Consider the following 24,505-nt stretch of genomic DNA (forward strand, 5'->3'; position numbering starts at 1 on the left):
ATTAAATGATTATAGATATGAGAAAGTTTATTTTTATAGCAGTGTTAAGTTTATGTGCTGCCAGCTTATTTGCCCAGCAGGAACCTATGGCAAAGGCAGCTCTTGAGAAAGCCGTTGGCATGATGAAAAGTTCACCGGTTAAAATAGTTTTTGCAACTACGATTGAATCAGCTTCAAGCAAAAAGAAAAATAATGTATCGGGAACGTTAGTTGTGATGGGGAATAAATTTCATCTGACAATGAATGGAACGGAAGCCTATTTTGATGGTAAAACACAATGGGTGTATGTGCCGGAGAGCAATGAGGTGACAATTTCTATCATTTCGGCACGGGATCAGAAGCAAATGAACCCACTTTCGGTATTGTCGCAATACAGTGGAAAGGATACGAAAATCATGTATAGCCGTGAAGCCAGCACTTCCGCCAATCAGGTTGCGATTGATCTGTTTCCTACTTCAAAATCAGCTAACGAGTTTCGTATTCTTGTAAAACTTGATAAGCGTTCAAATGCGCCTCAAATGCTACAGCTTTTTGGTCGCGATGGATCAAAAACAACTGTAACCATTAAATCTTTTCAGAAAATATCCACTGATAACAAGAGTTTTACGTTTGATGTGAAAGCACATCCCAAAGTAAGTGTGAACGATTTGCGCTAATCGTTCTTTTTTACTTTCTTTTTGTATATTTTTCATGCAGTGCAAACGTTTGCTTTGATATATTATCAAAAACAAACGTTTGCAATCTTATCTGAAAATTTGTTGCCCTACATTTGTCACTGAATTTATCTCTGTGCAGTCGATGTGCTTATGATAAATTAGTTTAAGTGTTAACAATAAATCTTTTTATGCATGAAGAATTTGAATGTTCTTTCTACGCTTCCCACGCGTAGATGGTGGACGATCCTCCTTGCGCTTCTCTTTGCAATGAGTATTTCCGCTCAAACAATTTCTGTGAAAGGCGTTGTGAAAGATGCCAAATCAGGAGAAACAATTGTCGGTGCTAATGTTATAGTTAAAGGCACCACTACGGGAACGGTTACCGATGTTAACGGTAATTTCTCACTCAATGCTCCTTCCAATGCAACTTTAGTCGTAAAATATGTCGGCTATCAGGATGCAGAATTACCCGTTGCGGGAAAATCCAATTTAGTTATTAATTTACAGGAAAGCTCGATTGCTTTATCAGAAGTAGTTGCTATCGGTTATGGTCAGGTAAAGAAAAACGACCTGACAGGTTCGGTTGTGGCTGTCAGCACAGACAAGATGAATAAAGGGTTGGCTACTTCTTTTACAGATATCTTGTCGGGTAAAATGGCCGGGGTGAACATCTCTACATCGGGCGGAGCTCCGGGAGCCGGTGCAACTATCCGTATTCGTGGTGGGTCATCCATGAGCGCAAGTAACGATCCGTTAATTGTAGTTGATAACGTGCCTATTGAAGGATCCGGCGTGAACGGTATGTCAAATCCCCTTTCCGGTATCAATCCGCAGGATATTGAAACATTTACGGTGTTGAAGGATGCTTCTGCAACTGCTATTTATGGGTCAAGAGCTTCGAATGGTGTTATTCTTATAACTACCAAAAAAGGCTCTTTGAAGCAGAAATTTGCAGTGTCTTATGATGGAAGTGCTTCTGTAAGTACAATAGCAAAGAAAGTAGATGTTTTATCTGCAGATGAATTCAGAACGTTTGTTCGTGACTATTGGGCAGGTTCACCTTCAGTTCCGGCTCTTCTTGGTAATTTTAATACCAACTGGCAGGATTTAATTTACAAAACAGCTTGGGGACATGACCACAACTTAAGTATTGCTGGTGCAGCCGGCAAACTTCCATACCGTGTTTCTGTCGGATATACCAATCAGGATGGTATTCTGAAAACGTCTAATTACTCACGTACTACAGCATCTTTAAGTTTGAATCCAACTCTGTTGAACGATCATTTGAAAGTTAATGCGAATGTAAAGGGTTCTTATTCAACTAACCGTTTTGCCGATACAGGCGCTATTGGTGCTGCGTTAGAATTTGATCCTACACAACAAATTTACTCTGCAAGCAAGTATGGCAACAATTATTTCATGTGGCTGAAAACAGACGGTACACCACAATCTTTGGGAACAGCCAATCCACTTTCGGTTCTGACAGAGAAAAGAGATGTTTCTTACGTTTATCAAAGTATCGGTAATCTTCAACTCGATTATAAATTTCACGCTATTCCTGAACTGAGAGCCAATTTGAACCTTGCTTATGACATCTCTAAATCGGATGGTTCTACAACAATAAATGCAAATTCACCGATATCATACGTTTGGGGGTCAAAGAAGAATGGTGCAGGTTCGTATGCTCCATACTATCAGAAAAAAACCAATACTTTGCTTGATTTCTATCTGGACTATGCCAAAACATTCGGCGTTCACTCTATCGACCTGATGGGTGGTTACTCCTGGCAGCACTTCTTTAATACAAGCTGGTCATCAACAGTATATACTGATAATGTAGCCAATGTTCCCCGTGTTGATTATCCTACAGCATATCAATTGGTATCGTTCTTTGGACGTTTCAATTATACATTGATGGACAGATATCTATTGACCTTTACGCTGCGTGATGACGGAACTTCACGTTTCAGCAAAGACAATCGCTGGGGTCTTTTCCCATCAGTGGCTTTAGCATGGAAAATGAAAGAAGAATCGTTCCTTAAAGATGTTAACTGGTTAAGCGATTTGAAATTGAGATTGGGTTATGGTCAAACCGGTCAGCAAAACCTGAATATCAGCAACGACTATCCTTATATTCCAACTTACAATTTAAGTACATACAATGATGCTCAGTACCTGTTTGGAAGTCAATGGTATCACTTGCTGCGTCCTTCTTATTTCAACACAAGTTTGAAATGGGAAAGCACAACAACATACAATGCCGGAATTGATCTGGGCTTCTTAAACAATAGAATTACAGCAAGCGTTGATGTATATAAAAGAGTAACCGATAACATGATAAATGTTATTCCGGTAGCTGCAGGTACTAACTTCATCAATGAAATGGTAACCAATATTGGTAGCATGGAAAATAAAGGTGTTGAGTTTACAATTACAGGAAAGCCAGTTGTATCACGCCATTTTACATGGGATCTGAGCTATAATCTTGGTTATAATAAAAATGAAATTACAAAACTGACCAGTTCGCCTGATGCCTCTTATGGAGTTCCTGGTGGTGATATCAGCGGTGGTACAGGAAATAAGATCTATATCCAGAAAGTAGGATATCCGGTCAACTCATATTATGTTTACAAACAGGTGTACGATACCAAAGGAAATCCGATTGAAGGAGCCTACAACAATAATGCAACATTGTACTGCGACCACAGTCCGGCTCCTGATGTAACAATGGGTCTGTCTTCCCGCATGAATTACAAACAATGGTATTTGAATTTCTCTATGCGCGCAAGCATTGGAAATTATAACTACAATAATGTTCAGTCGTCTAAAGAATTTAAAAACCAATCATTCACAACCGGTAGTTTGAAGAACCTATTGTCGACATCACTTGATACCAACTTCAAGAATGCTCAATACATCTCGGATTACTATATTCAGAATGCTTCATTTGCAAAAATGGACAATGTAACATTAGGTTATAATTTTGATAAGTTCTTAGCATCCAAATTGAGAGCAAGTGTATACGGAACCGTACAAAATGTATTTACCATTACTAAGTATAAAGGTCTTGATCCTGAAGTTTCCAATGGTATAGACAATAATATCTATCCTCGTCCTCGTGTATTTATTATGGGATTAAGAGTTAACTTCTAAACACAGCATACAATGAAAACAATAAAATTTCTAACTATTATAGGTGTGGTTGCGTTAGCATCATTTACTCTTAGTTCTTGTGTAAATGATTTGGACGTGACGCCGTTAAATAAATCTATTTCTACAGAGACAACAACATTCTCTAATACATCAGGCGCTTATATCAGCTATTTGGCAAAAGTTTATGCAGGATTTGCTACCGGTGGTATTCAGGGAGGTGATGCAAACGTAGACGTAGTGGGAATGGACGGAGGTAGCCAGGCTGGCTATTTACGCCCGTTATGGAACTTGCAGGAATTACCTACCGAAGAAGCAATGTGTTGCTGGAACGACCAAACAATTGGAAATTTCCATGCTTTGAACTGGACTGCATCTGATGTGTTCATTAAAGGTTTTTATTCTCGTTTGTACTATCAGATAACTATTGCAACAGCATTTCTTCAGGAAACTACTGATGATAAACTTGCATCTAGAAATGTTTCATCAACATTGAAAGACTCTATTGCTACTTTTAGAGCAGAGGCTCGTTTTCTGCGCGCTTTGGCTTACTACAATGTGCTTGATATGTTTCGTAACGGACCTCTTGTAAATGATGCAAGTCCTATTGGTTCTGCAACGTTGCCGGCTTATGCTGATTCTCAAACTATCTTTAAATTTATCGAAAGTGAACTTACCGATTGTCAGGCAAAATTGAGTAATCCGGTAGTTGGTAATTCAAATCAGTATGGACATGCAAACAAAGCTGCTGCATGGTCATTGCTGGCTCGTTTATATTTGAATGCCAATGCTTTCCTTGGAACAAATGATGCCAAATATTACACTTCTTGTATTGAAAACTGTAACAAAGTGACTGCTATCGGTTATACTTTGGAACCGGTTTATCAAAACCTTTTTGTTACGGATAATTACAATTCAAAAGAGATTATTTTCCCAATCGTAATAGATGGTACTAATCTTACATCATGGGGTGGAATGCAATTCCTGGAATGTTCTGCAACCGCTTCCGACGGATCATACAATCCTTTGAATGCTCCGGGTACCTGGGGTGGTAACCGTGCCACTATGCAATTCCTTGATAGGTTTAAATCAATGTCGAATTATCAGGATGATGCTCGTTATAAAATGTTGTATACAGGTTATAACCATACAAGTATTGATGATCAGTCGGATTTCAAACAAGGTGTACAGGTTTTCAAATTTAGCAACTTGAGTAGTACAGGAGTTAAAAATACGGCTTCTTTCGCTAGCACTGACTTTCCAATGTTTCGTTTAGGTGACATATACCTGATGTATGTAGAAGCATTTTTACGCGGAGGTGCAGGAGCAAACCAAACTACAGCATTGAAATATATTAATGATTTGAGTAAAAGAGCAAACTCTATTTCAGGAGGAAACTATAGCGCTTCTGATTTGACTCTTTCATTTATTCTGGAAGAACGTGCCCGTGAAATGTTTTGGGAATGTACCCGTCGTACAGACTTGGTTCGTTTTGGCAAACTAACGGATGCTAACTATGTATGGCAGTGGAAAGCAGGAGTAAAGGCCGGAGCAGGATCGGATAGCTATAGAAACTATTATCCAATACCAACCGCAGACCTGACAGCCAATACAAATTTGAAACAAAATACCGGTTATTGATTATTCAATCAGATTGTCATCTGGTAAACGAAACAAAAGATACCTTATGAAAAAAATATTAATTTTCACTGCTTTTTTAATGGCAGTAATATTCGTAGGATGTTCGGATGATGCTAAATTGATGATTTCGGCAAATCCCGTAGCTCCTGTATTAAGTGCTCCCAGCCAATCGACTACAGCCTATGTAAAAGATTCAGCTGCATATATTTTAAGTATGGATAGCACAGGTCTTGCAGAAACTTTCAAAGTGTCTGCTGCAGATTACGGAGTGAGCGCTCCGGTAACTTATAGCCTTCAGATTGATAAAGCAGGTAATAATTTTGCTAATGCGCAGACGATTACAAGTTCTTCAACAACGAGTTTGGCAGTAACAGTAGTGCAGCTGTATAATGCTATGACAGGTGCAACCGCTCTGAACCTTCCAACAAATGTAAAGGCAAGTATTGATGTGCGCGTCATGGCAACAATCGGAGCTTCTTTGCAGCCTGCTTACTCAAATGTAAAAACCATTATTGTAAAACCATTACCATCTTTGAAACCGTATTACGCGGTAACTCCTAAACCATATTATATTATTGGCTTGGGTGATGGAGCATGGAACAATAGTCCGGCAGGTCTTGGGGTTTCTTTATATCCTATGAGTGTTGTCAGTGGATTTGCTTATACCAGTGCCGGTGCCGGAACATTTACATTTACGGGTTACTTTAAAGCATCGAGAACATTCAAGTTGATTCGCGATGTAGGTAGCTGGAATGAACAATGGGGTAACTCAGGTCAGGATGGCATAGATAATCCTGTTCATAATGATGGAGGTTCGAAAAACTTTAAAGTACCCTCTGATGGTTATTATACCATTACATTGAATTCAATTTCAAATACGGTGAAAATTGTAGCAGCCAGTGCTCCTGCCAAATCTTTCGGTGCTATTGGTATGATTGGTGAATTTAACGGCTGGGGAACAGATGTTGCTATGACAGCATCCGAAACTACCAATAATCACTACTGGTACACAACTTATACATTTAGTTCGGATTTCACACCTCCGGTAGGAAGTGGTGGAATGAAATTCCGCGCAGATGCCGCATGGACCAATAACTGGGGTGCAGGTTATTTCCCGGTTGGAATCGGGACAAACGGAGGTACCAATGTTCCTCACATGGCCGGAACATACAAAGCCTTGTTTAATGACGTTGACGGATGTTACTATTTCGTGAAACTGTAAGTTAATCCTGACGTTTAATATGAATTATTCTTCACGGACTTTGCAAAAAGTCCGTGAGGTTTAACTTCCATCTTTAACCAAAACCTCTGATCGGCTTGTTTCAAAACAGGCTATCGTATTTTCTTCCCATGAAAACACTCTCTGCAATATTTCTTTACTTGTTATGTATAAGCAGCATAGCAGGTCAGGTTGTTACAACAAACCCCGTGCTTGTAACGAAAGATGCAGGAGTGATTTCCGTTATATTTGATGCTGCTCAGGGTAGTGCCGGGCTGAAAGATGATGCCGGTCCGATTTACGCGCATACCGGTGTTATTACCAATTTGAGCACATCTTCCAGCGACTGGAAACATGTTATAACCGACTGGCCTACCTCAACTAATCAATCTTCTGTCAATCTTGCCAAAAACAAACTGACTTCTCTTGGAAATAACAAATGGAAACTGACTATTACTCCCGATATTTATTCTTATTATGGCATTACCGATGCCTCGGAAACGGTTACCAAACTGGCTTTTGTGTTTCGTAATGCAGACGGAAGCAAAACGGGTAAGAACGCCGACGGATCTGATATTTTCGTGTCGGTTTATGCTGCGTCAGCTCTGACGGTGAAGCTAGCGACACCAACATCTAATACGTTGATGCCTTTGAATACCGCATCTACGATAACGGCCAATTCATCAGCTTCCGCTAATATGGCACTATATATCGGAGCAACTTCTTCTTCAAATATTACAGCTACCACTCCGGTAGCGCAATCGAATGGCGTTACAACATTATCGTCTTCGTACACATTTACTACACCGGGTAACTATTATGTCATCGCGACAGCTACAACCAGCGGTGGTAGTACAGCATCCGACACTTCTTATGTTTGTGTGCCGAAAATACAACCTCTAGCAGATCGTCCTTCAGGATTGAAAGAGGGACTTACAAAAAATCCGGACGGATCGGTGACGTTTTGTCTCTCATTGGGCAAAAGCGCTCCTGTCTCGGCTTTTACCCGGGTATTTATCTTGGGCGATTTTAATAATTACAAACTGGACAACAATTACCTGATGAATCTTCAGGCTGATAATACAACTTACGGTACGGATGTCAACTTTTATTGGCTGACCGTTTCCGGTCTGGATGCTTCAAAAGAATATGCTTACCAGTATTATGTGGATGGACTTGCCGGAACTAATGCTGTCAGGGTGGGAGATCCTTACGCTGAAAAGATTCTCGATCCGGCTAACGATAAATATATCGGTTCTTCCATTTATCCGAATTTGAAATTATATCCATCCGCCTTGACGAGCGGGATACTGTCGTGCTTTACCATTAATTCATCAAATTATAACTGGCAATATTCATCGTCATTCAATCCTCCATTGCAATCACAGCTTACAATTTACGAGATGCTGTTTCGCGATTTTACGTCTGAAAAGTCAGTGCAGGCAGCTATCAGTAAACTCGATTATCTCAAAGAACTGGGGGTAAATGCGGTTGAGCTTATGCCGATAATGGAGTTTGACGGGAATGATAGTTGGGGATACAACCCGAATTTCTACTTTGCAACAGACAAAGCTTACGGAACCAAAGCCGACTACCAGCAATTTGTTGATGAATGTCATAAACGGGGAATTGCTGTAATTCTCGACATTGTGTTCAATCATACATGGGGTTTGAGTCCTTATTGCCTTGTCTATTGGGATGCGGCAAATGGCCGTCCTGCTGCTGCCAATCCCTATTATAATGCTTTGGCACCTCATCCTTACAGTGTTGGTAATGATATAAATCATACTTATGCTCCTGTAAAAGCCTGGCTGTCCCGCGCTTTGAAGTTTTGGCTGACGGAATACAAAGTTGACGGCTTTCGTTTTGACCTGAGCAAAGGGCTCACGCAAACAGCTTCGAACGGAGGCGCCGTAAATCCGAATGCCACCCTTAATTGCAGCACATACGATCAAAGCCGTATCGATAATATCAAAACGTATGTAGATGCAGTGAAATCGACCAATCCGAAAGCATACGCTATTCTGGAACATTTTTGTGATGACGCAGAAGAAAATGCATTGGCTGCTTATGATAGTACGATGCTTTGGCGCAATGTTTCTTATGCTTTTCAACAGGCAGCAATGGGCTATGTTGACGGCTCGGATTTTTCACGATTGGCATCTTCTTCGCAATCGGGTGGTGCAGTCAAGCTGCCAACCAATCGGGTGGCTTATGCCGAAAGTCACGACGAGTACCGGATGGGGTATAAAGCCATCACGTGGGGCGTAACTGATGTGAAAGATACAACCAATGTGATGAAACAACTTGCCGTATGTGGTGCTTTCGCTTTTCTGAGTCCGGGCCCCCGAATGATGTGGGAATTCGGAGAATTGGGGGCGAATTACAATTCAAAAGGTTCAAATGGCAGTGACAATATCACAAGTGCTTTCCCTGCCGAATGGGGTTTCCTGAATATTCCGGCACGAAAAGCGTTACACGATAATTATCAGAAAATTTTGAATTTGAGATTGAAGTATCCGTCGCTGTTTTCAAATCCAACATCATGGAGTTGGCAGGTGTCAGCCAGTGATTGGTCTGCCGGTCGTAATGTTTATCTCACAGATGGAAAAACTTCGGCAGTCGTACTTGGAAATTTCACGGGAACCGGAGCTGTTTCGGCTAGTGCGCCGTTCGACAAAACGGGTATTTGGTATGAATTACTTACCGGCGATTCTATTAATGTAACCGCTACGCCAATGACCATTGCACTGCCGGAATTCGGTCTGAAAATTTATACAAATATCAGAATTACACCGGCACCGGTGGATACTGCAACGCAGAAAACAGTGCTGATTTTTCCGAATCCGGTAGAAGATATGATGTATATTTCGGGAGCTCCCGCTAATTCAGTGCAGATTTCGGATGTCAACGGACGACTTGTTGTTGTAAAAGATATTGAGAATAATCGTGTAAATGTATCAATGTTGCAGACTGGTATGTATCTCGGTAAGGTATTTTTCCGGGATGGCACCACTAAGGCTATAAAAATATGCAAGCGATAGTGTAAATTTGTCAGTGAAAACGTTTGCACTGTACCTTAAAATCATTTCCTTATGCCGAATAGCCAGATAACAATAAAAGATATAGCTAAAGCTCTGAATGTTTCCGTTTCAACGGTATCGAGAGCTTTGAATGATAGCCCTGACCTGAGTGGTGCAACCAAGCAGCAGGTACAGGAATATGCGCGTCAGCATCACTACAAACCGAATTTGCTTGCTCTGAGCATGAAAAAACGGGAAAGCAAAACAATAGGTGTGATAGTACCGCAGATTATTCATCATTTTTTTTCTTCTGTGTTGGAGGGAATGATGGATGTGGCCGAGAGGGAAGGTTTTAATGTGTTGTTGTTCCGGTCGCGTGATAGTTTTGAGAAAGAGCAGCACAGCGTACAGCAGCTGATTTCTTCGCAGGTCTGTGGTGTCTTGACTTCCATCGCCAAAGAAACAACTCATTATGAGCATTTTCAGGAGCTGGTGGATAATAATATTCCGGTAGTTTTTTTCGACCGTATTTGTGTTGATATTCCTTCGAATCGCGTGGTGATTGATGATTACGCAGGAGCTTTAGCTGCAACTGAATATTTGATCAAAACAGGTTGCCATCGAATAGCGTTTTTCTGTTCGCCACTCAATCTTGAAATTTCCAAAAATCGACGCGGAGGTTATCTGGATGCTTTAAGCAAACATGGTATTCCTGTTGATAAAGACCTGATTAAGATTTGTGACAATTATGACGAAGCTATTCCGGTGGCAACAGAAATGCTGCAGTCGGAAAACCGTCCGGATGCCTTTTTTGCAGTGAATGACGAAACCGCTTTAGGTATTTTGCATGCAACCAAGCACTTGCATTTTAAAATACCGGAAGAAATTTCAATTTGCGGGTTTACCGACGGTTTTGCTGCTATTGCGTCCGACCCACAGCTTACTACCGTAGGGCAAAGCGGACAGGATGTAGGTCGCAGTGCTATGGAGTTATTAGTAGAAAAGATAAGACACAAAGGAGATCAACCATTGATAAAGAATAAAATCATAAAAACAAAATTAATTGTAAGAGAAACGACACGATAATATAACAACTTGAGAGATTGAACTATAATAGTGTTGCGTTTCAACAAAGGATTCTTTAAATAAATGCCTGAGTTGAAGCATTAATAGGCAATCATAAGATTAGTAGGGGATTGCTAAATATTTAGAGGCGTATGAAACTAATTTTTTCGGTAGATTATTTTACTTCGTGGGGGCAAACAGTGTACGTGGAGGGTTCGATACCGGAGCTTCAACCCGCAGAAATGTCTTTTTCTGACAACCATCTATGGAAACTCACGCTCGACATTCCGTCTGATGTGCCCTCATTTACATATTCTTATTATGTTAAGGATCAGGAAGGTGCTATAATAAAAGAGTGGGGGAAGCCACGTGTTTTCGAATCAAAGGAAAACATTGCGATTTATCACCTGAAAGACCAATGGATGGGTATTCCCTATAATAGTCCGTTCTTCTCGTCAGCCTTTACCAAAGCTTTTTTTGCACCCGATAAGAAGAAAAAAATTGCATCTTCAATAGCAGAAACATCCATCACCTTCAGGGTTTTTGCACCAGAGATTCGAGGGGGTAAATGTTTGGCTCTGGTTGGGAATAATACAGTATTGGGAAACTGGAAGGTTAAGAAGTCGCTCCTGATGAGCAACGAAAATTTTCCGGAATGGTCTATTACGCTGGATCGCTCAAAACTCAAAGCTCCGTTTGAATACAAGTTCGCAGTAGCAGATCCGGATACTTTGTCAGTTGAAGAATGGGAAAACGGGACAAACCGTGCGGTGACTGCTTTGCCTCCTAAAGATGAAGAGCTCATCATTACCTGCGGTGTTTACCGGGGCAATAATCCGGCATGGAAATGTGCCGGAGTGGCTATTCCGGTGTTCTCTTTGCGTTCGGAAACAAGTTTTGGTATTGGTGATTTTGCAGACCTCAAAAAAATGATAGACTGGGCTGCAAATACAGGTCAGCGTGTTGTTCAGCTACTACCTGTGAACGATACCACCATGACTCACACCTGGACAGATTCCTATCCTTACAATGCCAACACAATTTTTGCATTGCATCCGCTTTATCTGAGCATTTCAGTGTTTGAAAAGATCAAAGATAAAGAGGTGATGAAATTTGCAAATGAAATGCAAAAGGAACTGAATGCTTTGCCGGAGGTGGACTATGAGGCCGTATCGGATGCTAAATGGAAAATCTACAGAACAGCATACAACGAACAGTATACAAAGGTCAATAATACAGCTGCTTATAAGGATTTTGTAGAGCAAAACAAAGAATGGTTGTATCCTTATTGTACCTTTTGTTATTTGAGGGACAAGTATAAAACTGTGGATTTTCGTCAGTGGAAAGAATATGCGATATTCAGTCCTGCGATAATTGAAGAATTGTGCAATAAAAATTCGCAAGACTATGACGAAATTGCCATTCACAGCTTTTTACAATATCACTTACATAATCAGTTGAAAGAAGCTTCGGATTATGCCCGTTCTAAGGGTGTTATCCTGAAAGGAGACATTCCTATCGGAGTCAGTCCGTGCAGTGTGGAAGCGTGGACCGAACCCCATTTGTTTAATCTTGATGCTCAAACCGGCGCTCCGCCTGATGATTTTTCTATCACAGGTCAAAACTGGGGTTTTCCGACATACAACTGGGAGCGGATGAAGCAGGACGGTTTCAGATGGTGGCGCAGACGCTTTACCAAAATGGCCGACTATTTCGATGCTTACCGTATTGACCATTTGCTGGGGTTTTTCCGTATTTGGGAAATTCCGATGGATGCCGTTCAGGGTTTGCTGGGGCATTTTAGCCCGGCGCTTCCTATGGGTAGACAAGAGTTGCAGGCAAACGGTTTTTGGATTGACGAAGAGAGACATTTGAAACCGTATATCCGTTATTACCAGCTGAATGAAATGTTTGGTAATGCAACAGACGAAGTTATTGCAAAGTATCTTGTTGAAAAAGGATCGGGAGCTTTCGGACTGAAGGAAGAGTTCAGTACTCAACGTAAGATTGAAGCGTATTTTGCTGCTACCGGAGAAGACACCAATGTACGCGACGGGCTGTACGCTTTAGTTGCGGAGGTATTATTCGTGAAAGATCCACGTGACACTCAGAAGTTTCATCCACGCATTACAGCTCAATATACCTACAGCTATAAAGCATTGTCGGACAGCGATAAATATACATTCGACCGCTTGTACGATCACTTTTATTATCAACGTCACAACTATTTCTGGTCGGAACAGGCAATGCAGAAACTTCCGGATCTTATCACATCCACCGAAATGCTGGTATGTGCTGAAGATTTGGGGATGATACCGGCTTGCGTGCCTTATGTGATGAAACAGTTGCACATGCTGAGTCTAGAAATTCAGCGTATGCCTAAAGACCCGACCAAGAAATTTGCCAACACGAATTATTATCCCTACTTGTCGGTTGCAACCACATCCACTCACGACATGAGCACGCTGCGCGGATGGTGGGAAGAAGACGGAGAATTGCGTCAGCAGTATTACAATCAGGTGTTGGGAAAATGGGGTGAAGCGCCTATGTATGCCGAGCCATGGATTTGTAGCAATATTGTACGAAATCACTTGTGGGCGCCTTCTATTCTAACGATTCTGCCTTTACAGGACTGGTTGTCTATTGACGGAGAAATTCGCAGAGTAAATCCACATGACGAACGTATCAATGTTCCGGCAAACCCACGTCATTACTGGAGATACAGAATGCATATCACATTGGAGCAGTTACTTGCGAGTGATGACTTCAACCAAAAAGTGAGATCGCTGATAAAAGAAACAGGAAGATAAATCAACAGAGAACTTAAATCTAACATGAAAACTAAACCCAGACTATCTACAGCCCAAATCCTGAATATGAATTTCGGATTTCTGGGAATCCAATTTGGCTTTGCTCTACAAAATGGCAATGCGAGTCGCATCCTTCAAACTTTTGGTGCAGACGTACAATCGCTGTCCTGGTTTTGGGTAGTTGCTCCGCTTACGGGAATTATTATCCAGCCCATTATCGGTCATTATTCCGATCGAACATGGTGTAAATTAGGCAGACGGAAGCCCTATTTTTTGGCGGGTGCCATCCTTGCTGCTCTGGCTCTTATTTTCATGCCTAATTCAGGTGCTTTGTCAGCCGTAGTTTCACCATTGATTATCGGGGCCGGAATGTTGACTATTATGAATGCTTCGTTCAATGTGGCGATGGAGCCTTTCCGTGCTCTGGTGGCCGATATATTGCCCGATGAACAGCGGACTACCGGCTTTTCCATTCAAACATTTTTGATTGGTATTGGTGCCGTTATCGGTTCATGGTTGCCTTATGTGATGTCGGAATGGATGGGCATCGGAAAAAGTACTCCGCAAGGAGAAATTCCCGTGAATGTTATCATTGCATTCTATGTCGGTGCTGCCGTGATGTTGGGTACAATTATCTGGACCATAGTAAAAACGAAAGAATATCCTCCGGAGGAATATCGTCAGTTTCAACAAGAAGAACCGGCGGAAGAAAAATCAAAGGAGAGCCTGCTCGATATTTTCAAAGATATTGCTCGTATGCCTCTCACCATGAAGCAATTGGGAGTTGTGCAGTTCTTTTCGTGGTTTGCGTTGTTTGCTATGTGGGTGTATACGACTCCGGCTGTAGCTTCGCATGTGTATGGAGCGGTAGATGCCACATCTTCTAATTATCAGGTGGCTGCCGATTGGGTAAATGTTCTCTTTGGCGTATATAATTTGGTAGCTATGCTTTTTGCATTGGCGCTTCCCTGGATTGCAGCCAAAACAAACCGGAAAATTACGCATTCCATTTCCCTGATTTGTGGTGCAGCAGGACTTATTTCCATCTTTTTTATTACAAATCAGTATTGGCTGATCTTGTCTATGGTAGGAGTCGGTATTGCGTGGGCAAGTATTTTGGCGATGCCCTATGCTATTCTGGCAGGTTCCATTCCTCCCCGGAAAATGGGAGTTTATATGGGTATCTTTAATTTTTTTATCACCATTCCACAGATTATTTGCAGCTTATCGGCTGGTCCTATTTTGAAACACATGTTTCATTCCGACGCAACTTACGCACTGTTAATTGCAGGTATCTGTTTGCTGGTCGCTGCCGGTTCTGTTGTATTTGTTAAGGACAAGCACTAATGCCTGGAATACAGAAGAAAGGATGGTTTTTCCTGCTAATTGTGCTCTTTATCTCGTGTGGAAAAACAGAAACTGAGCAAATTACCATTTCAGTCAATTCTCAGGTTCAGGCGGCTGATGTGTCGTTTCTTCCTCAGATTGAGGCGGCAAATATCACGCTTTATAATCAGTCGGGACAGGCTGAAGACATGCTCACAACCTTGAAGAAATCGGGTTGCAACACCATTCGTCTTCGTTTGTGGTATACACCGGCTGACGGGTATTCCGGCTTTTCAGAGGTAAAAACGATGGCGCAGCGGGCGAAAGCGTTGGGGTTAAAAGTCTGGTTGACGGTGCATTATTCCGATACATGGGCCGATCCGGGCGCTCAGACTTTGCCGTCAGCGTGGTCATCCTGTACATTTGCTTCATTGAAAGACAGCGTTTATGCTTACACTCAACGCATAATGAGTCAAATGCAACCCGATTATATTCAGATCGGGAACGAAATAAACAGTGGATTCCTGTGGCCGATAGGTAGATACGACAACATGAGTCAGTTCACGGCACTGCTCGACAAAGGAATTAAGGCTGTGAGAGCCACAAATGCGGCGACCAAAATCATTTTGCATTGTGCCGGAACAACCAATGCCAACTGGCTTTTTTCTCAATTTACATCGCTGGATTACGATGTAATTGGAATTTCCTATTATCCTGTATTTCATGGCAAAGATTTTGATGCCCTAAAGTCTTCATTGAAGAGCCTTGCATCCACATTTGGGAAGAGCGTAGTCATTGCAGAAACCGCTTATCCGTTCACATTAGAATGGAATGACTGGACAAATAATATTGTCGGAACAAGCGATCAACTAGTGAACGGTTATCCTGCTACTCCGACCGGACAGCATGACTTTGTGGCCAAAATTAAAGAAATATCCTGCTCTTATACCGGAGGACTTGGCTTTTGCTACTGGGGAGGAGAATTTATTGCATGGAAAGGTTCTACAGCTACCAATGGCTCCAACTGGGAAAATCAGGCGTTTTATGATTTCAGCAATAAAGCTTTGCCCGTGCTCAATGTCTATAACGGAAAATAATTTGCGCCACTAATCTATTCTTTTGTAGTCATATTGACTTTTTATTGTGCGATACCTATTAGTTTTGCTGATCTTCGATTTCCAATATTAGGAGGGAGCTGTTAAGTTCAGGCAAATTATAGCCCGGAGGGCTTTCATATCAATAGAAAAATTGTTCCAGCTTGCCAATTTTTGTCCGTAGGACATCCATTGTGCATTCCCTATGGGAAATAACTTCACAAAAAAGACTCGGTTTCTATTGATATGTATGCCCTGACGGGCAAAACATAGAACTTAACAGCCCTGTCAATATGGAGGCTTTGCTCCCGACATTTCATCGTTGGTGGTCGTCGTGAGAGGTGCTAATGAGTCTAATTTATATTTACATTGCCGGAAAAAGCCAGAATGATTCTTGTATCAACCATTTAATAATTCTATACCTATGAAAGTCAGAAATCTGTTTTTATTTGTACTTGTCAGTGTGTTGCTGGCTTCCTGCAATACAGAAAAGAAATCCCAATCTCCCGAAGAGTGGAGCAAAAATGCAGTGATTTACGAGGTTAATGTGCGCCAGTACACTGTTGAAGGGACCTTCAATGCATTTGCCAATCGGTTGCCGCAATTGAAAGAACTTGGGGTGGACGTCCTTTGGTTTATGCCCATTTATCCGATTTCGCAGGAAGGCCGGAAAGGTACACTCGGTAGCTATTATGCCGTTAAAGATTACAAAGGAATCAATCCTGAATTTGGAAAGGCAGAAGATTTTAAAGCCCTGGTTAAGAAGGCTCACGAAATGGGATTTAAAGTGATACTTGACTGGGTGGCCAACCATACCGGACGTGATAACGTATGGGTAAAACAGCATCCTGACTGGTTTGTAAAAGACAGTGTGGGCCATATTTTGTCTCCGTTCGACTGGACGGATGTGGCAAAACTCGATTATAAAAATCCCGCGATGCGAGCAGCTATGCAGGATGCCATGGCGTATTGGGTAAAAGAATTTGACGTGGATGGCTTCCGTTGCGATGTTGCTGGCGAAGTACCGACCGATTTTTGGAATGACACACGTGCAAAACTCGATAAAATCAAGCCTGTATTTATGCTTGCCGAAGCCGATAAAGCCGAGCTAGCTCAAAAAGCTTTCCATGCCGACTATAACTGGCCGTTGCTAAGTACAATGAACGACATTGCAAAAGGCAAGAAACAGGCAACCGATATTGATAAGGTGTTGGCACACCACGATTCGGTGTATAATCCGATTTCGTTCAAAATGAACTTTGTGACCAATCATGATGAAAATTCATGGAACGGTACGGAATATGAACGGATGGGAGCCGGTGCTAATGCGTTTGTTGTACTTACCTATACCTATCCCGGCATGCCTTTAATTTATACCGGACAGGAAATTGGTCTGAAAAAGCGCCTCTCTTTCTTCGAAAAAGATACCGTGGCCAACTGGAATAACCCTGCTGTTTTCAACTTTTATAAAAAACTGAATGAACTGAAACATACACAACCGGCTTTGGCAGTCGGCAAGGAAAAGGGGCAGTTTATCCGCTATGCGACAACCAGTCCATCTGTATACATTTTTGAACGCAAAGTAAAAGGAAATGCTGTGTTGACAGTACTGAATCTGAGCAGTCAGAACCAAATAGTGAACTTTACGAAAGCTAAGCCTTCCGGGGAGTATACTGACTATTTCCAAAATATGAAAACGGATGCTTCCCGTCTTCAGGGAGCAACGCTATTGCCCTGGCAGTATAAAGTCTATGTCAGCGCTAAAAAATAAAAAAGCGGCAAAACCGCATCTGTGTAGTTTTAAACCTAAAACCTCCCTGTTTCTTAATAAAGCAGGGAGGTGTTTTTTTTAAAAGACCCTCAGCATGTTATGGAGAAGGTAATATGGACAGGAGTTTATTGTCGAATTGTCAACTTATCAAGCTTCTCCACCGTTGAAATTCAGCGGCATGGGAGGATTGAAAGCGCCATCGGCTGTTTTAATTTTGCCGAAAACAGATTCATATTTTGCGACGTTTTCTTCCAGCGCAAAGAGCAGGCGTTTTGCATGTTCGGGAGTCAGAATAATACGCGATTTCACATTTGCTTTCGGGGTACCGGGCATAATGCGTATGAAGTCAACCACAAATTCAGATGATGAGTGTGAAATGATAGCCAGATTGGAATAAGTACCTTCAGCCACTTCTGCCGAAAGTTCGATGTTGATTTGGTTTTCCTGATTTTCCATTGTATTCGGGAGTGTAATTGTTATTTTGAAACAAATGTAATCATTCTGGTTCATAGAACCAAGAGCCACGATCCGGAACCAAAGATTAGAGATCAGGAATTAGGAAGAAACAAGACTAAAAGATTACTCACTACTGTTCCTTTATCATTAACCATTAATAATTAACACTTAACCTCTTCTTACCCGAGCGCTTGTTCCAGATCTTTTATCAGGTCATCGGCATCTTCCAGTCCAATGGAAACGCGAAACAGACCGTCACCTGCAAATTCTTTCCACGAAGCCAGTTGTTCCGGAGTGTTGAATTTGAACGATGTTTGTAATAAATCGTTGGCGTTAAGGTAGAATATCAGCGAACGGTGATGTCCGAGCGAAACGGCATAATGAATCACCTGCAATTTTTCTGCGAATATTTTTGCCTGCGCAGCCCCGTCTTTTACTCTGAAAGTCAACATGCCCGAGAAATTCTTCATTTGCCGTTTGGCTAATTCATATTGCGGATGCGATGGTAGCCCGGGATAAATAACGCGTTCCACTTTCGGATGGCTTTCAAGGTATTGCGCTACTTTCAGGGCATTCTCCTGATGTGCGCGCATCCGCAATGGAAATGTAGCTGCACCTCTCAGTATCAGCCATGCATTGAACGGACTGAGAGTGCCCCCGAATCGGATGGCAGTCTTTTTACGCAGTGGAATAAGATCGGCTTTACTTCCAAGGATAGCGCCGCCCAATGCATCGCCATGTCCCCCGATATACTTGGTCAGCGAATGAATCACAAAGTCGACTCCCAGTTGCAGGGGTTTGGTGGCTAACGGCGTTGCAAACGTAGAATCTACTGCCAGTTGTGCACCTGCTGCATGTGCCAGATCGGCAACCGCTTTGATGTCGGTCAGACGAAGCAGTGGATTGCAGGGCGTTTCGATATAAACCAGTTTGGTGTTGGAGCGAATGGCATTTTTAACAGAGGCAATGTCGGAAGTGTTCACTTTGGTGATTTCAATTCCGTATTCAGGAATCATGTCGTTGGTAATTTCCGATAACGCGGCATAAGCTACATCGCTCACCACCGCATGATCGCCGGGGCGTAGCAGATGGAAGAGCAGGGTAGTGATAGCACCCATACCGCTTGCAAAAGCGACGGCTGTTTCGGCCTCTTCGAGTGCGGCAAGCTTTTCTTCCAACTGGTGAACAGTGGGATTGCCCCAGCGTGTATAAATCCAGGGATCGTTTTCCTGAAGTCCTTCAACCGAGAACTTGGTGTCGGTATCGACAATATACGTGGTGGACATTACCAGATTGGGCGATGATGCATGGGTTACCGGATCGGGAGCTTCACCGGCATGAATGGCGAGAGTTTGATCGCCTACAGGGAATTGAATATGTTCTGACATAGTTCTGCTTTTTTTATTGCAAAAGTAATCTCGTCAGAAATACCTATCAATAACTCAAACAGGCTATTTTCCTACCAAAAGTGTGGTATAATGCCGTGTTTTGGGATGTTTATCTTTTTAGTATGCCCTGTTCAACACACTCATTGATCAATTTTTCCGTATATTCCCAAATTGTTTCGGAGCCGTTTTTGATCAGTTTCTTTTTGTCGTACACCTTCTGGTAATTCACCCCGAACTCGTTCCAGGTACCGCCGTTATTCGATGAGTTTTGCAACAAAGGTTCCAGACGATCCATCGCTTTGGCAAAACGTGCATCGGCTGTTTCGCCCGCTTCAAACTCTTCCCAGAGAGCAATCAGCTCCTGAGCCTGCTCTTCAGGCAAAAGGCCGAAAATCCGTTTGGCAGCTTTCAGCTCTTCTTCGGTATTGGTGTGGTTCTTGGTAGCGTCGTATATGAAGATGTCGCCGGCATCTATCTCCACGATGTCGTGAATCAGAACCATTTTCATTACCCTGAGCAGATCGATTGGTTCGTTCGCATGTTCAGCCAGTACCATTGCCATCATAGCCAGATGCCAGCTGTGTTCGGCGTCGTTTTCGTTACGGTTGCTGCTAATCAATTTGGTCTTGCGAAAAATAAACTTGATCTTGTCGATCTCTTTGATAAATTCGATTTGTTTGAGAAGTCTCTCCATTGTGTCGGGTTGGTAAGTAGGATGCAAAGGTAAGATCTATGTTGGAATTTACCACAACTTGCAGGGTAAAACCTCCCGAAGCGGAAGCTTTGCGCTCGGTAGATATTCTGAAAGCAAATAGGAAAGCAGCCTATCGGTTGATCAGTAAATTGATGAGTTTTGCTATCTCTTCGGGGCGATCGGTGCCGATGCGTACCACCTTGCTGCGATTTTTGAAATGGAGTTCGATGGCTTTTCTACCCGATACATTGTAGAGGACACCTCCCATGAAATAGTGTATGCCAAGGCCCAGAAAAAGATTGTTTTGTACCGCGTTGCACGATTGTATGTCGCAGATGCGGTAGCTTTTCCTTATCAGCCCGATACCCATGCGGAAAGAGACCGTTTCTTCCGTTACGGTGATGGTGAGCTGGTAAAACAGCGCCAGACATACCTGAAGAACAATCAGCACGCCAATCAGAATTGCCAGGTCGACTCCGTTATCGGCCAGTGTGTTTATAATTGCATTCAGGCAAAACAGGGAAGCAATCATCAGGATAAACATGATCCATTTGCCCGACTGACGGAAAATTTGAGGTTGCATGGGGAGTGGGATTGAAGGTTATTTTAGAAAGAGATTAGCTGTATTTTATGTAAAAATGGAAATTGAGACCATGTTCAGTTGTTCATTCCTAATTAGAAATAAATTCTTGAAATTGTTTGAATTAATAAGGTCAAAATAAGTATGGGGACTAAAATCAAATATCCTTTGAAATGAAATTCTTTTCGGACAAATTTTATCGGTATTTTAGTCCATAGTCCAATTATAATTATTAGAAAAGCAAGAATAAACGCAATTATACTTATCAAATTAAAATTATAGGTATAAAAATAATCAATCCTGATTAGGATAGGATTAATCAGAAGTCTAAGATTGAAATATATAGCAGCAAAGAGCAATGAAAGAATCATGATTTGTCGTCGTATCCAAAAGACAGCTAAAATATCCAATAAAAAGGACAGGCAAGTTTGCACCAGAGATACACTATTTTTTGCGACAGCTGTAGATGGTTCTATAAATATTGATAAAAGGTAGACTGTTGAAGCTAACAATAATATACCTTGGTAGAGTCCCTTTTTGTTTGTCGATGTTTGATTTTCTTTTGTCATACGCAACGATATATTATACTATTCTTTTTCAATAATCAGAAAGTCAAGGTCTTTGCTTACAGTTCGGAAGCTGATGCCATATTCGTCATATAACCGCTTCTTTAAGTCGGCAAAAGACTCTGACGTTTTGGCGCTGAAAGTTAATTTATGAATGGTGTCTGAGCTTATGATAAATTGTTCAGGATATAAAACGTCTATCAAACGGCATGTGCGCCCTAAAGTAAACGCATGACAATCACCGCATGACAATTTTCTTTTGTTGTACCTGACAGGATCGCTTATATATGCTTCCTGAACATTGACATTCTTTTTGCGGTGGGTAATGGAAATTTTCAAAGCCCGTTGAATTTCCTGTAACAATAATTTTCGGGAAAGATCAGTGTTTTGTTGTTTGCGTTTCATGTAAAAGTCGATGTCAATTGGCATCATAGAAGAGCTCTTGACATACTTTTCGGTTACTTCACTCAGAATGGATATTGCTTTGTCCGTTTTTACATTTCGGAATGAAATAGTATCCGGAGTAACCCGACAGGTATAGATATTTAGACTCTCTTTGATAGAATGTTTATACGGTTGTATTGAAACCGAATAGGCATTGTTTGAAGTGGTGTATCCTTTAAATGGAACGATGCTACAAAATGCAATGGTGATAAAAATCAGATTGTTAAAAGCATGATAGAAAATACTCCATATCAACCCGTACTTTATACGGATATAACCCAAAATTATACCACAAATTAATTGTGACGAAGTGAGTAAAGGCATCCAGAACAATAGTTCTTTATAACCGGAATAATTTGTGATATGCATAAAGCCAAATAAAATAGCCATCAGGTAGAAGAACCAAATGAAATATTTCCGACGAAATGCAATAACACCCTTGTCCAGTTTGTCGTCAGCTACAACTCCCGAAACAGACAAAAGGTAAACAATAGCCCTGAAAATATAATTGTAACGATAAATCAGCGGGAGTCTGAAGATCAATTCTTCAAATGTGGGAGCAATGATAACCACGGTAATAAATACCCAAACGTAACCGGTTGAGATGAATAAATCATCCAGTTTATGATGCGTTGGTTCTAAAATATGTAATGTGTGTAGTATGTGATTAATAGCCAGAAGGATAATCACAATGACAACGTCAAATAAAAATAGTTGAAGCAAAACATTGAGCTTTCTGCCAATGGAAATGTCAACTTCTTCCTGATCATTTGGATGCCTGAGAAAACGAAAAAAAGCATTGTATATAAATTTTTGATTCATGCCGAATATACGTATTGGTATTTTTTACAAAGATTACGATAATGATTGTGATTGCCAAATCAGCATGACGCTATTTTCGGATACACACGAAAACGAGCAAAAATGGGAGAAAGTGCATAATTAACAATTTTAGCGACTCTTCTTGGGAAGCACTCCAAAATAAAGTACATTTGCAGAAGATACCTTATAAAGTCATACGGATATGAAAATAGCAGTCATAGGTACAGGCGGAGTCGGAGGGTACTTCGGCGGGCGACTGGCAAAAGCCGGTAATGATGTGACATTCCTTGCCAGGGGAAAACATCTGGAAGCTATGATGAGTCATGGTCTTATTGTGCAGAGTATCAGGGAGAATTTCACCATTCAGCCCGTACAGGCCACCGACTCCATTACCGCCATCGGCAAGGTGGATGTGGTGTTGCTTTGCGTTAAATCGTGGCTGGTAAAGGATATGGCAAAAGAGTTGCTTTCTTTGTTGAAAGAGGATACTGTGGTGCTTCCGCTTCAAAACGGAGTGATGGCAGCCGAAGAATTGCAGTTGGTTATTCCAACGCATCATGTACTTGGAGGCCTGTGCCGTATTATCAGTAAGATAGAAGCTCCGGGTGTCATCCGGCATTTCGGTGTCGATCCTACCGTTGTGTTCGCAGAACTGAACAACGGAAAGAGCGAACGGGTGGTGAAACTGCAAAAGGTATTTGAACAAGCAGGCTTCAATGCCCGTATTTCGCATGATATACAGGCCGATATCTGGAAAAAGTTTATCCAGATCTGCATCAGCGGGTTGTTGGGAGTAACGCGCGTACCGTACGGAGGAATTCGCGAAGTGAAGGAAACCCGCGAAATGATGATTTCCCTCTTTCAGGAAGTGTATGATTTGTCTCAGAAACTGGGCATCAATATTGCTCCCGATTTTGTAGACAAGACCGTAGGTGTTATCGATAGCTTCGATTACAACGCTTCGGCATCGCTTGCCCGCGATATTTGGGAAGGGCGCCCTTCGGAACTTGAATATCAAAACGGAACGGTAGTACGCCTGGCCGAAAAATACGGACTGGAAGTTCCAGTTAATAAATTTATCTATTCTGCTCTTTTACCTCAGGAACGCAAAGCAAGACAATAATAAACCTGTGTTTGAAATTCCTGTATTAAAATATAGCTTATGAAGTCAATTGAAAAAATAGCTGAAAATAAGAATTATGCAGCCATTAATCTGGGTAATCTGGAAGAGATACTGCAATATTCCCTTATTCATCCGGTAAGTAAACGGGAGATTGAGGGCAAAGTTTTTGTGAAAGATGCTACCGGAGCCACCGGAACGGAAATTTCGTTCAATATGTTGCCTCCGCGCACCGAAGTGCCTTACTTTCATATCCACAATAAAAACGAGGAGACCTATATCTTTCTGAAGGGAGCGGGTTTTTATCAGGTGGACGACGACTGTTTCCCCATCAAAGAGGGAAGTGTGGTGCGTGTAGCTCCCAAAGGTAACCGTGGCATGTGCAATACTTCCGACGAACCAATGATTTATATTGCCATTCAATCGAAAGAAAACTCGTTGGAAGAACATACCACTGCCGATGGCACACGAATACCTACCGAACCGAAGTGGAGATAGAGTGCTGTACGCAGTCTTCAGTACTCAGCACAAAATATGCAGGGAAATGCGAATAAGTATCTGATTTACCTGATGGCTTGAAAAGCCTTATTTTCATAACCGCAGGTCTTTGACCTGTGAGTGAAGGAACCAATCATCAATATGACCTGAAAGGTCTGACAGGGCTTTTGATCAATACCATC

General features: G+C 41.7%; 17 protein-coding genes. 12 read left to right on the top strand and 5 right to left on the bottom strand.

Annotation, left to right across the window (positions count from 1 at the left end):
• Positions 1 to 17 precede the first annotated feature (17 nt).
• From lolA1 to PJIAN_RS11405, 10 genes are all read left to right on the top strand, one after another.
• A complete protein-coding gene (lolA1, locus tag PJIAN_RS11360; RefSeq protein ID WP_172795607.1) occupies positions 18 to 656 on the top strand; it encodes an outer membrane lipoprotein periplasmic chaperone LolA1 in 639 nt (212 codons plus the stop codon).
• 192 nt (positions 657 to 848) lie between these two features.
• The gene (locus PJIAN_RS11365; protein ID WP_068705126.1) at positions 849 to 3,809 is read left to right on the top strand and encodes a SusC/RagA family TonB-linked outer membrane protein; all 2,961 of its coding nucleotides are present in this window, start codon (positions 849 to 851) and stop codon (positions 3,807 to 3,809) included.
• Positions 3,810 to 3,821: 12 nt separating this feature from the next.
• Positions 3,822 to 5,447 (top strand): RagB/SusD family nutrient uptake outer membrane protein, encoded by a 1,626-nt coding sequence (locus tag PJIAN_RS11370; RefSeq protein WP_068705128.1) that lies wholly within the window; start codon positions 3,822 to 3,824, stop codon positions 5,445 to 5,447.
• A gap of 46 nt (positions 5,448 to 5,493) precedes the next feature.
• Entirely contained in the window at positions 5,494 to 6,669 is a 1,176-nt protein-coding gene (locus PJIAN_RS11375; protein ID WP_068705131.1) for a SusE domain-containing protein, read from the top strand.
• A 206-nt stretch (positions 6,670 to 6,875) separates the two neighbouring features.
• The gene (locus PJIAN_RS11380; protein ID WP_172795608.1) at positions 6,876 to 9,710 is read left to right on the top strand and encodes an alpha-amylase family glycosyl hydrolase; all 2,835 of its coding nucleotides are present in this window, start codon (positions 6,876 to 6,878) and stop codon (positions 9,708 to 9,710) included.
• 51 nt (positions 9,711 to 9,761) lie between these two features.
• On the top strand, positions 9,762 to 10,775 hold the full coding sequence (locus PJIAN_RS11385; RefSeq protein WP_068705135.1) for a LacI family DNA-binding transcriptional regulator: 1,014 nt from the start codon (positions 9,762 to 9,764) through the stop codon (positions 10,773 to 10,775).
• A gap of 131 nt (positions 10,776 to 10,906) precedes the next feature.
• Complete coding sequence (locus PJIAN_RS11390) at positions 10,907 to 13,564, top strand: 4-alpha-glucanotransferase (RefSeq protein ID WP_068705137.1); 2,658 nt, start codon at positions 10,907 to 10,909, stop codon at positions 13,562 to 13,564.
• Positions 13,565 to 13,588: 24 nt separating this feature from the next.
• Positions 13,589 to 14,911, top strand: coding sequence for an MFS transporter (locus PJIAN_RS11395; protein ID WP_068705139.1), 1,323 nt, complete (start codon positions 13,589 to 13,591; stop codon positions 14,909 to 14,911).
• Positions 14,911 to 15,987 (top strand): glycoside hydrolase family 53 protein, encoded by a 1,077-nt coding sequence (locus PJIAN_RS11400; protein WP_068705141.1) that lies wholly within the window; start codon positions 14,911 to 14,913, stop codon positions 15,985 to 15,987. The genes PJIAN_RS11395 and PJIAN_RS11400 overlap by 1 nt, the downstream gene beginning before the upstream one ends.
• A gap of 421 nt (positions 15,988 to 16,408) precedes the next feature.
• Positions 16,409 to 17,755, top strand: coding sequence for an alpha-amylase family glycosyl hydrolase (locus PJIAN_RS11405; protein WP_068705144.1), 1,347 nt, complete (start codon positions 16,409 to 16,411; stop codon positions 17,753 to 17,755).
• Positions 17,756 to 17,902: 147 nt separating this feature from the next.
• Here PJIAN_RS11405 and PJIAN_RS11410 read toward each other — a convergent pair whose 3' ends face one another.
• The 5 genes from PJIAN_RS11410 to PJIAN_RS11435 form a co-directional block, all read right to left on the bottom strand.
• The gene (locus PJIAN_RS11410; protein ID WP_068705146.1) at positions 17,903 to 18,211 is read right to left on the bottom strand and encodes a DUF3467 domain-containing protein; all 309 of its coding nucleotides are present in this window, start codon (positions 18,209 to 18,211) and stop codon (positions 17,903 to 17,905) included.
• A 179-nt stretch (positions 18,212 to 18,390) separates the two neighbouring features.
• A complete protein-coding gene (locus PJIAN_RS11415) occupies positions 18,391 to 19,599 on the bottom strand; it encodes a trans-sulfuration enzyme family protein (protein WP_068705147.1) in 1,209 nt (402 codons plus the stop codon).
• Positions 19,600 to 19,708: 109 nt separating this feature from the next.
• Complete coding sequence (locus PJIAN_RS11420; RefSeq protein ID WP_068705149.1) at positions 19,709 to 20,293, bottom strand: HD domain-containing protein; 585 nt, start codon at positions 20,291 to 20,293, stop codon at positions 19,709 to 19,711.
• Between the two features lie 130 nt (positions 20,294 to 20,423).
• Entirely contained in the window at positions 20,424 to 20,876 is a 453-nt protein-coding gene (locus tag PJIAN_RS11425) for a hypothetical protein (protein ID WP_068705151.1), read from the bottom strand.
• 584 nt (positions 20,877 to 21,460) lie between these two features.
• A complete protein-coding gene (locus tag PJIAN_RS11435) occupies positions 21,461 to 22,705 on the bottom strand; it encodes a CPBP family intramembrane glutamic endopeptidase (protein ID WP_068705155.1) in 1,245 nt (414 codons plus the stop codon).
• A gap of 202 nt (positions 22,706 to 22,907) precedes the next feature.
• Between PJIAN_RS11435 and PJIAN_RS11440 the strand changes: the two genes are divergently transcribed.
• On the top strand, positions 22,908 to 23,828 hold the full coding sequence (locus PJIAN_RS11440; RefSeq protein WP_068705157.1) for a ketopantoate reductase family protein: 921 nt from the start codon (positions 22,908 to 22,910) through the stop codon (positions 23,826 to 23,828).
• A 39-nt stretch (positions 23,829 to 23,867) separates the two neighbouring features.
• Positions 23,868 to 24,323, top strand: a complete 456-nt coding sequence (locus PJIAN_RS11445; protein WP_068705158.1) for a cupin domain-containing protein — start codon at positions 23,868 to 23,870, stop codon at positions 24,321 to 24,323.
• The last annotated feature ends 182 nt before the right edge of the window (positions 24,324 to 24,505 follow it).

The organism is Paludibacter jiangxiensis (genome assembly GCF_001618385.1).
Lineage (GTDB): Bacteria > Bacteroidota > Bacteroidia > Bacteroidales > Paludibacteraceae > Microbacter > Microbacter jiangxiensis.

Excerpts from the sequence above, each read along its gene's own strand:
- PJIAN_RS11390 (WP_068705137.1), top strand. The coding sequence starts at position 10,907 with ATGAAACTAATTTTTTCGGTAGATTATTTTACTTCGTGGGGGCAAACA.
- PJIAN_RS11375 (WP_068705131.1), top strand. The coding sequence starts at position 5,494 with ATGAAAAAAATATTAATTTTCACTGCTTTTTTAATGGCAGTAATATTC.
- PJIAN_RS11400 (WP_068705141.1), top strand. The coding sequence starts at position 14,911 with ATGCCTGGAATACAGAAGAAAGGATGGTTTTTCCTGCTAATTGTGCTC.
- PJIAN_RS11420 (WP_068705149.1), bottom strand. The coding sequence starts at position 20,293 with ATGGAGAGACTTCTCAAACAAATCGAATTTATCAAAGAGATCGACAAG.
- PJIAN_RS11370 (WP_068705128.1), top strand. The coding sequence starts at position 3,822 with ATGAAAACAATAAAATTTCTAACTATTATAGGTGTGGTTGCGTTAGCA.
- PJIAN_RS11395 (WP_068705139.1), top strand. The coding sequence starts at position 13,589 with ATGAAAACTAAACCCAGACTATCTACAGCCCAAATCCTGAATATGAAT.
- PJIAN_RS11440 (WP_068705157.1), top strand. The coding sequence starts at position 22,908 with ATGAAAATAGCAGTCATAGGTACAGGCGGAGTCGGAGGGTACTTCGGC.
- PJIAN_RS11445 (WP_068705158.1), top strand. The coding sequence starts at position 23,868 with ATGAAGTCAATTGAAAAAATAGCTGAAAATAAGAATTATGCAGCCATT.
- PJIAN_RS11385 (WP_068705135.1), top strand. The coding sequence starts at position 9,762 with ATGCCGAATAGCCAGATAACAATAAAAGATATAGCTAAAGCTCTGAAT.
- PJIAN_RS11435 (WP_068705155.1), bottom strand. The coding sequence starts at position 22,705 with ATGAATCAAAAATTTATATACAATGCTTTTTTTCGTTTTCTCAGGCAT.
- PJIAN_RS11365 (WP_068705126.1), top strand. The coding sequence starts at position 849 with ATGAAGAATTTGAATGTTCTTTCTACGCTTCCCACGCGTAGATGGTGG.
- PJIAN_RS11410 (WP_068705146.1), bottom strand. The coding sequence starts at position 18,211 with ATGGAAAATCAGGAAAACCAAATCAACATCGAACTTTCGGCAGAAGTG.
- PJIAN_RS11425 (WP_068705151.1), bottom strand. The coding sequence starts at position 20,876 with ATGCAACCTCAAATTTTCCGTCAGTCGGGCAAATGGATCATGTTTATC.
- PJIAN_RS11405 (WP_068705144.1), top strand. The coding sequence starts at position 16,409 with ATGAAAGTCAGAAATCTGTTTTTATTTGTACTTGTCAGTGTGTTGCTG.
- PJIAN_RS11415 (WP_068705147.1), bottom strand. The coding sequence starts at position 19,599 with ATGTCAGAACATATTCAATTCCCTGTAGGCGATCAAACTCTCGCCATT.
- lolA1 (WP_172795607.1), top strand. The coding sequence starts at position 18 with ATGAGAAAGTTTATTTTTATAGCAGTGTTAAGTTTATGTGCTGCCAGC.